General features: G+C 53.4%; 9 protein-coding genes. 5 read left to right on the top strand and 4 right to left on the bottom strand.

Features of this window, described 5'->3' with window-relative positions; all coding sequences use genetic code 11:
* On the top strand, window positions 1–543 hold a 543-nt coding region (locus tag ACI9KD_RS10470), incomplete at its 5' end, for a nuclear transport factor 2 family protein (protein WP_414981112.1).
* Here the strand turns inward: ACI9KD_RS10470 and ACI9KD_RS10465 are convergent.
* On the bottom strand, window positions 523–1,062 hold the full coding sequence (locus ACI9KD_RS10465; RefSeq protein ID WP_414981111.1) for a nuclear transport factor 2 family protein: 540 nt from the start codon (window positions 1,060–1,062) through the stop codon (window positions 523–525). The two genes, ACI9KD_RS10470 and ACI9KD_RS10465, sit on opposite strands and share 21 nt — an antisense overlap.
* Before the next feature lie 131 nt (window positions 1,063–1,193).
* Between ACI9KD_RS10465 and ACI9KD_RS10460 the strand changes: the two genes are divergently transcribed.
* The 3 genes from ACI9KD_RS10460 (at window position 1,194) to ACI9KD_RS10450 (ending at window position 3,771) form a co-directional block, all read left to right on the top strand.
* Window positions 1,194–1,577, top strand: a complete 384-nt coding sequence (locus ACI9KD_RS10460) for a nuclear transport factor 2 family protein (protein WP_414981110.1) — start codon at window positions 1,194–1,196, stop codon at window positions 1,575–1,577.
* A 19-nt stretch (window positions 1,578–1,596) separates the two neighbouring features.
* Window positions 1,597–3,216, top strand: coding sequence for an AMP-binding protein (locus ACI9KD_RS10455; protein ID WP_414981109.1), 1,620 nt, complete (start codon window positions 1,597–1,599; stop codon window positions 3,214–3,216).
* 75 nt (window positions 3,217–3,291) lie between these two features.
* Complete coding sequence (locus ACI9KD_RS10450; RefSeq protein ID WP_414981108.1) at window positions 3,292–3,771, top strand: SgcJ/EcaC family oxidoreductase; 480 nt, start codon at window positions 3,292–3,294, stop codon at window positions 3,769–3,771.
* A gap of 122 nt (window positions 3,772–3,893) precedes the next feature.
* On the opposite strand, the gene ACI9KD_RS10445 is transcribed toward ACI9KD_RS10450, so the two are convergent.
* Entirely contained in the window at window positions 3,894–6,242 is a 2,349-nt protein-coding gene (locus ACI9KD_RS10445) for a TonB-dependent receptor (RefSeq protein ID WP_414981107.1), read from the bottom strand.
* A 163-nt stretch (window positions 6,243–6,405) separates the two neighbouring features.
* Here ACI9KD_RS10445 and ACI9KD_RS10440 point away from each other — a divergent pair, with 163 nt between their 5' ends.
* Window positions 6,406–7,377, top strand: a complete 972-nt coding sequence (locus ACI9KD_RS10440) for a winged helix-turn-helix transcriptional regulator (RefSeq protein WP_414981106.1) — start codon at window positions 6,406–6,408, stop codon at window positions 7,375–7,377.
* An 18-nt stretch (window positions 7,378–7,395) separates the two neighbouring features.
* On the opposite strand, the gene ACI9KD_RS10435 is transcribed toward ACI9KD_RS10440, so the two are convergent.
* On the bottom strand, window positions 7,396–8,787 hold the full coding sequence (locus ACI9KD_RS10435) for a spinster family MFS transporter (protein ID WP_414981105.1): 1,392 nt from the start codon (window positions 8,785–8,787) through the stop codon (window positions 7,396–7,398).
* 113 nt (window positions 8,788–8,900) lie between these two features.
* The gene (locus tag ACI9KD_RS10430) at window positions 8,901–10,241 is read right to left on the bottom strand and encodes a tetratricopeptide repeat protein (RefSeq protein ID WP_414981104.1); all 1,341 of its coding nucleotides are present in this window, start codon (window positions 10,239–10,241) and stop codon (window positions 8,901–8,903) included.
* Window positions 10,242–10,266 lie beyond the last annotated feature (25 nt).

Here is a 10,266-nt window from a genome sequence, read left to right as displayed (position 1 = left end):
TCTTGTTATGAAAGATACTATCTTGGTAGTAGTGTGGCAAGAAAAGCCCGCCGACAAATCCAGATCAGCGCGAAGCCAACTTCGCGTAATACACCAGGAGAATCCCCTATGGCCCAAAGCTCCGGTCTTGCCGACAAGCGCGCCGTCGTACAGAACATAATCGATGCTTGGAAGAGAAAAGACGTTGAAGCTGTGCTGGCTCAGCTCACCGATGATGTCGAGTATCACTATTTAGTAGGCGAGCGTCCGCTTATCGGAAAAGAGTGGGTTCGCAAGTTCCTGAACCAATTTGCTAAGGACATCAGTGATACCAACCACTGGCGAATTACCCGAAGTGCCGAGAGCGGCAATGCACTGTTGCTAGAAGGCGTAGACGACTATCTCGCCACTGACGGCAAGCATATTTGCTATCCCTATATGGGCGCCTTTGAGTTTCACAACGGCCTCGTGTCCCACTGGCGGGACTATGCAGATGCGAGCCTTATCAATCGGGTAAAACAAGGCGAAGAACTACCTGCATGGCTACAGTCGCTGGTAGCTTAGATCGTCGCGATCCTTGCGCCCGTAATGAAAGCCCGGTGACTTTGTATCAAACATACCAAGGCACCACCCCTGATTGCTGGGTATATCGTTGTTCCAATCGAAGGTGATACGACGATGGGCTATCTTCCAGTCCCCTGCTCGTCTTTCGAAGCGATCACATAGGCGTCCACCGGTAAGCGTATCGACATCCCCAGACTCGCCGGCAAAACGCGCGAAAGTAAGCACATAGCTCTCAACCCAGGCTACATCTCCTTCAAGCTCAATGTGTGAGCTACACACATAGTGCGCCATTTCACCCATTTGCTTGAGACGCTCCATCGCCCCGGAAATGTATTCCATGGCGTTACCGCTGTAGTTCGGGCCGTGTTCTTCTATAGCATCGTCAAAATAGCAGCTTGCCAGAAGGGGACCGTCAGCGCGATCAACCCCCCGGGCATATCGCGACAAAACATCGCGTATCTCCTGCTTAGACATCATGTCGGCAAGTTTTTGGGGGTCAATAGCAGGTACTTCACTCATTCGGTGTCTCCGTAAAAACTGGCGCTGGCAACGCTGACTGGCTATATTACGAACTATAGGTATTGTTATGCAACTGTCGGTGATCGGCAGGGATAGGCCTGCTAATTCTAAATATTAATAAAGGGTTTGCTATGAGCAACGCGGATAGTCATCTTGAGGTCGCCAAACGATTCCTCAACGCACTGAATAACAACGATGGAGATGAAGTGCGCGCGGTGTATCACCCCGACGCAACTATCTGGCACAGCTTTCACCCCGGCGGTTATCAAAGTATCGACGACAACGTTAAGACGCTGAACTGGATGCACCGTAAGCTGCCAAAACTGAGCTACAACATTGTTCGGCTGGAGTCACTTGCCGACGGCTACCTCCAACAGCATGTTCTCCGTGGAGAGATGGAAGATGGCACAGCAGTAGAGTTGTACGCCTGTGCAATCTGTACCGTAAAAGACGGGCGCATCCACAAGCTAGAAGAATATCTCGATCCATCCCAAGTCGCCGCGCTCCAGAACTAACATCGTCATGGAAACCGCAATGCCGAATCACCCTCCCTGGTTCGACGGTCGCACCGCCAGTACTGATGACTGTGTATTGCCGCGGGTTATCGAGCGTCGCGCAGCGCAACAATCCGATAAAGTAATGATTAGCTTTGCGGACGGCACACACTGGACCGCTGCACAGACGCTGCTGCGGATGCAGGCAATGGCCGAGTTATTGGCCGCAAACGGCGTGAGCCGGGGCGACTATGTACCGGTATGGATGCCAAACAGCGCCGACTTACTACAGGCCTGGCTTGGCTGTAACTACCTCGGAGCGATTTTTGTTCCGCTCAACACTGACTTTCGCGGCAGTATTCTTGCGCATGTACTGCGCGAATGCGACGCACGGCTTCTCATTCTGCATCCACAGCTTGCTGACCGTTTAAGCGGCATAGATAGCGCGCCAGATTTATTGCTCCTGTGTGGACCCGCCAAGGGCGCCTCAGCTTCATTGGACAACTCAATATGCATCGAGGAGCTCCCGCAAAAGCCGGATGTCATTCCTCCGCCAGCGGAACTCGCTCCCTGGGATATGCAAACGGTGATATTCACCTCCGGTACCACCGGCCCATCCAAAGGCGTTCTCTGCCCCTACGGCCATATCTACAGTACGGCGCAGGCAACTTACGGCTACCTCAATAGCGGTGACACGATGCTCACGGAGCTCCCGATTTTCCATGTGGGTGGTGCCGGATCAGTTGTCGCGGCGTTGTGTAACGATGCATGTCTCGCGTTGTACCCGGGCTTTAGCACCCAGGAGTTCTGGCAACGTATTGCACGAGAAGGTGCGACAGCGACCTCGGGGCTCATTGGCTCCATGGCAGATTTCCTGGCGCAATCACCGCCCTCACCATCGGATCGCAATAACACGCTGCGCATGATGACCTTGATGCTCACTGAGCAGGCCATAAGAGTCAGTGAGCGATTTGATTTCAGCTATCTCTCCGGATTCAACATGACGGAACTATCGGGTCCGCTCATAGCTGACATCAATTGCCGAATCGCTGGATCCCTCGGCAGACCCCGAAGCGGCTGCGACTGTCGAGTAGTCGATGACCACGATATTCCCGTACCCGACGGTGAGCCCGGAGAGTTGCTGGTTCGCAGTGAACACCCCTGGACGTTCTTCCACAGCTATCTAAATCGACCGGACGCAACCGCCAAAGCCTGGCAGAACGGCTGGTTTCACACGGGGGATCTGGTCCGCCGAGATAGCGACGGGAACTACTTTTTTGTCGACCGAAAGAAAGACGCTATTCGTCGTCGGGGAGAAAACGTTTCTTCCGCGGAAGTTGAGGCCGAGGCTCTACAGCATCCCGGTGTAGGTGAAGTCTGCGCCGTAGCCGTACCCAGTGAGCTGGCGGAAGATGAAATCCTCCTGGCCTATGTCAGCACCACAGCTCCCCAGGTCTCCCCCCAAGAGCTAGCGGACTTTCTCATTCCACGAATGCCCCATTTCATGGTCCCCAGATACTTCCGCGCGATGAAGACATTGCCCCGCACCGCGACTAACAAGGTTCGCAAGGTAGAGATACGCGAGCAAGGAGTAACGGCCGATAGCTGGGATCGGGAGGCTGCGGGAATCACTCTTAAACGAACGCGCTTTGATCGCTAAGCACGGTCAAAGCCACCGTTCGTTCCATAGAACATTCTGCACCCACTGTACCAATACTCTTAGGAGACTAAAGCTATGAACAAAGTAATTTCAAAGGGTTTCATTCTGCTCGCTGCTATCTCACTCGGTGCCAGCCTCAATGTGGCATCAGTTCAGGCGGAGGAAAAGAGCCCTATTGTCGTGGCCCACGAGATGGTCAACGCCTGGAATGCCCGGGATGTGGATGCTATTGCAGATCTATTCGCAGAGGACGGCCGATTTTTGAGCATGACGCAGCCACCCCAGGCTCGGGAAGGTCGGGAAGTGATACGTCAAGAATGGGGAAAGCTCATCGCCGGCCTTAGTGAGATTGAGCTGCAACTTCGCAACGTCAGCGTATCGGGCAATTCGGTGTTCATCGAGCGGCTGGATGTGTTTACTTACAAGGGCAAAGAAGGACAAGTACCCGTGGCCTGTGTACTGGACATCCGCGACGGCAAGGTTCAAGAATGGCGTGAGTATTACGACAAAGCATCTCTACTCAGTGCAATGGGCGTCCAGCAAATGGATGACTAAGTTCCGCCCTTCAGCAACACCCGTACGCAGCTCGAAAACAAAAAAACCGCTGTGGATAACCTCAGCGGTCTCAAAACACTTCCGAAGCTTAGCCCTGTAACAAGGCTTTAAGCGCGTTTCCTCTAAAAGCGATACCCGACCTCAAGGCCGTAGGTGCGAGGTGGATTGTAGAGGCTGATGGTGCCCCCGAGGAACTCGATGACGTTAGCCCGAGGCTCTTCATCCGTGATGTTTCTACCCCAGAGCGCGAGCGTCCAGTTCTGTCCTTCGGGGCTCAAGCCAATACGACCGTCGAGCATACCGTAGGCGTCCTCATAGGAAACGTTGGTGTGGGCCCAGGGCATTTCATCCTGCCATGTGTACGAGAGCCGGAACTTCAGAGCACGACTCCAGTCGCCCATACCTGTGGTGTATTCGAAGCCCGTGTTTACCTGATTGTCTGGCGTACGCTGCAATTGGTTACCCGAAAAGTCTCCCGTGCTGATCACGTAGTTTTCATACTCGGTGTCCAAAAAAGATCCCTTGAACCACACAAGCAAGTTTTCGGTGGCTGCAAAGTCAACTTCCAGCTCCATTCCCTGAATTTTCGCGTCGGATGCGTTGGACACGATGTTGCAAAGACACACATCGTTCGTGAACTCTACCTGTAAGTTCTCATAGTCCATCATGAATACGGCCGCGTTAACTCGCAAACGGCGATCCATAAACTCCGACTTTACGCCTAGCTCATAACTGAGCACGGTCTCGGGATCGTAGGCCAGCGTGGCCCCCGCGGTGTTGCTGGGGGTATCCTGAAAACCACCGCTCTTATAGCCTTGCGAAACGTTACCGTAGAGGAACACATCGTCATTGATTGAATACTCTACGATGCCAGAGAAAGTCAGTTCGTCCCAAGTATCACCGTAGGCAGTGTCAAAACCACCACCCAATGGGAAAAAGTTGATGCCACCCGCACCATCGGGTTCACCATTCAACGGCGTCAGCGGTACCTGGTCACCGGGATTAAACTTGTCACCCAAGGCCCGCACCAGACCGCGCACCTGGCCCGAGGTTTCGTCTTCGGTATAACGCGCACCGAAGGTAAACTTCAGGTCGTCCGTCAGTTCGTAGCCAATTTGACCGAAGGCTGCATAGCTTTCAGTAGTAGCTTCGTTATTCCACTCACTTTCACCGTTGAGCGATGGGACGCCTAAGAGAATCTCAGACCAAAATAGGTCGTTCTTCTGAACGTCATCCTCTTGATAGTAAACACCCATGATGTAGTCAAAGGGGCTCTCGTCGTTGTCAGAGACCAAACGGAACTCTTGCGTAAACTGACTCAGGTCTTCTGCTTCACGCACCGGAAAGTCGAAGGCAAAAGCATAAGAAAACGCATTGGGGCCACCGGAGGCCACTTCGTCTATCACGCCCGGTGCGTCGGGACCCAGACCTGTCTGAGAATATTGACTCTGACCGTCACCGTCACGATAGCTTGTGATAGAAACCAATCGAGAATTTTGGAAACCCTTTTCAAGTCTAAAGGTCAGGCTGGTTGCCTCACGCTCGTAGAATTGCAAAGAATCACCGGGAATGGTGGAGTACTGCACCGGCTCTGGCGCGCACTTGCGAATATCCGTGAGACCCAGACCGTCGCGTACGACAGACCAGGGGTTGCCGCCCTCACCAATACCACAGGTGCCATTGCCCTCATCTTCCATGTATTCGAAGGTGAGTCGTGCTTCAAAATCATTGTCGCCGGCATACAGGAATGACAAACGCGCCTGCGTGCTATCGAGGTTGTGAAGATCGCGACCGGTATAAGCATTAGAAGCGAAGCCATCGTTCTGGCGCACCTGCATAGAACCGCGCACGGCTAATTTATCAGTGATCGGAACGTTCACATGACCGGACAACAACTTTGCGCCGAGGTTGCCGACTTGCGCACGAATGGCCGCGGAGGTTTCCATTTCTGGTTTGGCAGTAATGATGTTTACCGCGCCTCCGACGACGTTTTTGCCAAGGAGTACGCCCTGGGGACCACGCAGAACCTCGACCCGTTCAAGGTCATAGAAGTCCATACTCATAAGCCCCATTCGGCCAACCACTACCTCATCAAAAAATACGCCGATAGAGCGGGAAGCACTGGGGGCATCCAAACGAGTGTTCATGACACCCCGGATGTTCAGCTCCATATCAAATGGGGTTGGATTGGTAAAAGACAGGCCTACGGTAGTCTGGGCAAGATCGCCAGCATTAAACACCTGGGCTTCTTCTAACTGCTGGCCGGAAAACGCCGATACTGAGAGTGCCGAATCCTGCAGGCCGATCTCACGCCGCTGAGCAGTTACCACGACCTCTTCCAAGGACTGCGCGCCGACATGCTGTGGCGACAACACCATCGTCAGTGGCATCACCATCAACGCAGCGCTTAAGGGCGTCAGTTTAAACAATTGATCCCGGCGAGACGCTCTAGCAGGGTTTGTTCTTTTCATCAGGTGCTTCCTTTTTTTGTATGATTATTTGGCAGGGCATCCATCAACAAGATTCAATAGACTTGCATTATCGAACCTATAAGCCGAGATTATGTTCCGTATGCGATAATGTCAACACGAATGAGTACGCAAAAATGAATGTAACCGGATAGCCTGCAAGACCATGAGCGCAGACGCTTCACCACCAACACCCGCTGAAGTCAGCTCGCCTGGGTCGATGCTCACCCGCGCCAGCTCTATCACTAGAGCCTTAGATCAGGTCGGGGATAAGTGGTGCCTCTTAATCATCCAAGAGGTTTTCTGGGGTATCAACACCTTTAATGGCATGCTCGAAGCCACCGGCGTATCGCGGGGCGTGCTGTCGGAACGACTTAAGTGGCTGCAAAAAATCGATTGCCTTCGCAAGGCCCCGGATATCAAGGGCCGCCGCGGCGGCGAATATCATCTCACGCGAAAATCCATTGGCCTACATGCCACCGCCATGATGGCAATCGCCTGGGAACGGAGGTACTTCCGTACACCGACACTGGACGCAGTGAAACTTAAACATACGCCTTGTGGCCACGTTTTTACCCCCAGTATGCGCTGTCGCGAGTGCGATGCCGCCGTGGACGGGCGCCACGTTAGCTATGGCCCCGGCGTTGGCGCAACACGCGATACTCGAATAAAAAAGGTCCGGCGCAGGTCATCAATATCATCATCGATCGTGCCCAGTGATCGAAGCATCTACCGCAATCTTGTAGATATTGTGGGCGACCGATGGACGGCGAATGTGATTGCGCTGGCCTACCACGGGTATTCCCGTTTCTACGAGTTTCATCGAGAACTACCGGTCGCCACAAATATCCTAAGTGATCGCCTGAAAGTCCTTGAGGAACAGGGTGTCTTCGGTGCGCGTGCCTACCAGGAGCGTCCTCGCCGCTTTGAATACTATTTAACGGAAAAGGGATGGGACTTGTTTCCCTACTTTTTGACGTTACTGCAATGGGGTGATCAATGGTGTGACGAAGAGAACAAGGGGCGCCCGATGTCTCTTGAACACAGCCTCTGCGGTTCGCCGCTGTATGGCGTGGTTCGCTGCGATCACTGTGACGAAAAGCTAGAGCCTTATAGCGTCGATATCACGCTTAACTAACACCCATCTCGCCGCAGTCTAGACCGATGCAGACGCAGCTTCGTCCGCCGCTTCAGCACGAGCAACACTGGCCCGGTAGGGCTTTAGACTCAGATACACTGAGACAATCCCCAAAGGTATTGCAACGCCGCAAACAATGGCCATCGAATACCGCAGCATCATAGGATCGCCAAAACCATAATCAGTGACTAGCGCGACAATGGTGGGACCAAGACCCAAAGCCACGAGGTTACCCACCAAAAAATACAGCGCTGTCATTTGTGCGCGAAGACGATTCGGCGCTATCACCTGCAACGCTGCAGCCGGCAGGCCCTGAGGATAAGCGAGCAAAAATGTTGTGAAAGCCAGCCCCACTACGGCCAGGTTTTCATTCGGGGCCAATGGAGTTGCGACAGCCACCGGCAAGGCGACGATACCCCCGTACAGGGTGGCGCGAAGAATTGCATCCGGATGACCTCGGCGATGCAGCCAGTCCGCGACAAAACCTCCCGTGTATACACCCGCAGTTCCAAGCACAAAGGTTAAAGCGCCGTAGATCAGTCCAACCTTTGGTGCATCCCAGCCATATGTGCGGATGAACAGCGTAGGCGCCCAGGTCAAATAGGTAATGATGCCAATTCCGATGAACGAATACGCCGCGAAGTGCCAAATCACCGTCCAGCGATTAGCGCGGAGGAAGACCTTAAGCTCGGTAAAGGACGCACCGTCAGAGCCATCAACATCGCGAGCATCTCCACGCCGTACCGGTTCACGAATCAAAAACACGAGGAGTAAGATTGGGAGTCCTAAGAATCCAACAAACAAGAAGGTCAACTGCCAGGAGTAAACGGAGCCCACCAGTGGCAGCTCCACCGGTGGAAGTTTTGAAACCATACTGATGACGATCCCACCGATCATTAAAGCGAGCCCAGCACCCAAGTAAACGCCCATCGAGTAAACACTGATCGCCCTCGCCAGGCGCTGCTTTGGGAAGTAGTCCGCGATCATCGAGAAAGCCGCAGGGGACAGTGCTGCCTCACCCACTCCGACGCCTATACGCGCCAAGAAAAGCTGCCAGAAGTTCTGTGCTGCCCCACACATAGCCGTCATAACGCTCCAGCTACCGATTCCCACCGCGATGATGTTTCGGCGGTGCGATTGATCCGCCAGACGTGCCAAGGGTACACCCATCAATGTGTAGAAAATTGAGAACGCCAAGCCGGCTAACAAACTGACCTGAGTATCAGTGACACCCAAATCGCGGCGAATCGGTTCCACCAACAAACTCAAAATTTGCCGGTCGATGAAAGAATTCATGTAGGCCAGCATCAAAACCCCAACGACAAACCAGGCGTAAAGGGGCCTCGGCCAGGCTTGCTCCTGCCCAGCGCTACGTTTGTCGAGGTCCTGCTGTGGATCTTTTGCGTGCACGAGCTACTCCCCCGGGACCAAAGACCAAAAAAAAACCACCTTAGGGGTGGTTTTTTGCTGCGCGCTTTGAAATCCCCATTGGGGTTCTTCGATCGGGCGAAAGAAGGATGGTATTAGCCTTCCGCGGCCAGACTCTTTTGACGCGCTAGCTCCGAGTTCATGTACTTCGTCCACTGCTCGGCGTACTTTTTAGAACGTTCATCACGGCCCGCAGCACGAAAGGCTTCCTTCGCCTTGGCATACTGCTTGGTGTTGAAATAGGCCATACCCAGAACAAGACGGGCATTGTCGGCGCGCTTAACACCGCCGCGATTCAAACCCTTGTTGATCGACTCTATAGCCTTTTCGTTCTGATCTGCGTCCAGATAGATATTTCCCAAACGGGCGTAGAGATCCCCGTCGTCGGACATTGAAGCAGCCTTCTCCATAGCGGGGATCGCCTCATCAATTTCTTGCGCCTGACGCAGTGCGCCGGCAAGCAACTCCCAGTTCTTCGTGTTGTCCTGAACAATTTCCGCCTTCAAACCCTTCTGTAAAACCAGCGACGCTTTGTAAGGCACTTCAGCGTTTAAGAAGAGCGAGGCCATGTTGCGGTACTCGCCATCCTTCTCAAGCATTTCCTGAACATAAGCCGTCTCCATGGCCCCGAGTTGAAGCGCTTCTTTGTTCTGCTCAGAATACATAAAGCTCAACTGCACCCAGTACTGCTTCTTGGGATAGAAGGTGATCAGTTTCTGCAACGTCACCGTCGCCTCGTCGATCATATTCTTTTCGGCGTACAAGAACCGAGAGAGGTTGTACCACTGCTCTTTGGGTATTTTGCCCCTGGTGTCAAAATCGTCAATTGCAACATTGATGTTTTCTAGCGCCTTATCGTAATCCTTGAGTTGGTAGTAACCCTGTGCCATCAACACGTAAGCTGACGCATTGGGTATCTCGGTCATATCAAACCACTTTTGCAGTGCGTCGATGCCGTCCGCCCAGCGTTCCTGCACAAAGTACAACTGCGCTACGGTAAAGCGAGTATTAATCTCCATCGCCAGAGGAATATCTGGCTGCTTGATGACGTTCTCGTAGGACTGAAGCGCCGAGGTGTAGTCTTCGTTCGAGTAGTGAATAAACGCGTAAAGGTTGTACACGTTAGCCAACTCGTAGCTGTTGAGCTCGTTATCGCGACGACCCGCGAGCATGTCATCCAGAACCTGAGCCGCGCCCGCCATGTTCTTGGCCTCCGCCGCTTCCTGCGCCTCCGCCAACTTCTCGTAAACCTTGTTTCGCAAAGCCGGCGTGCGCCGAGTCTCTTGCTCTTGCTTATCCTGCGCCTGTGCCGCGGCAATACCGCTTAAGGCCGGGCCAAGAGCCGTCTGTGAAACAACCAACTGTGCCGCCACTAATGGAAGCGCCAGAAGAAAACTTCTGACCCCAGCATTCATTGCGCGTTTTGTGAAATTCATAAACATGCCTTCGCTTGTTCGCTGA

The sequence above is a fragment of the Congregibacter sp. genome, assembly GCF_047617445.1.
Taxonomy (GTDB): Bacteria; Pseudomonadota; Gammaproteobacteria; order Pseudomonadales; family Halieaceae; genus Congregibacter.
This window is presented reverse-complemented; position numbering and strand designations above follow the sequence as displayed.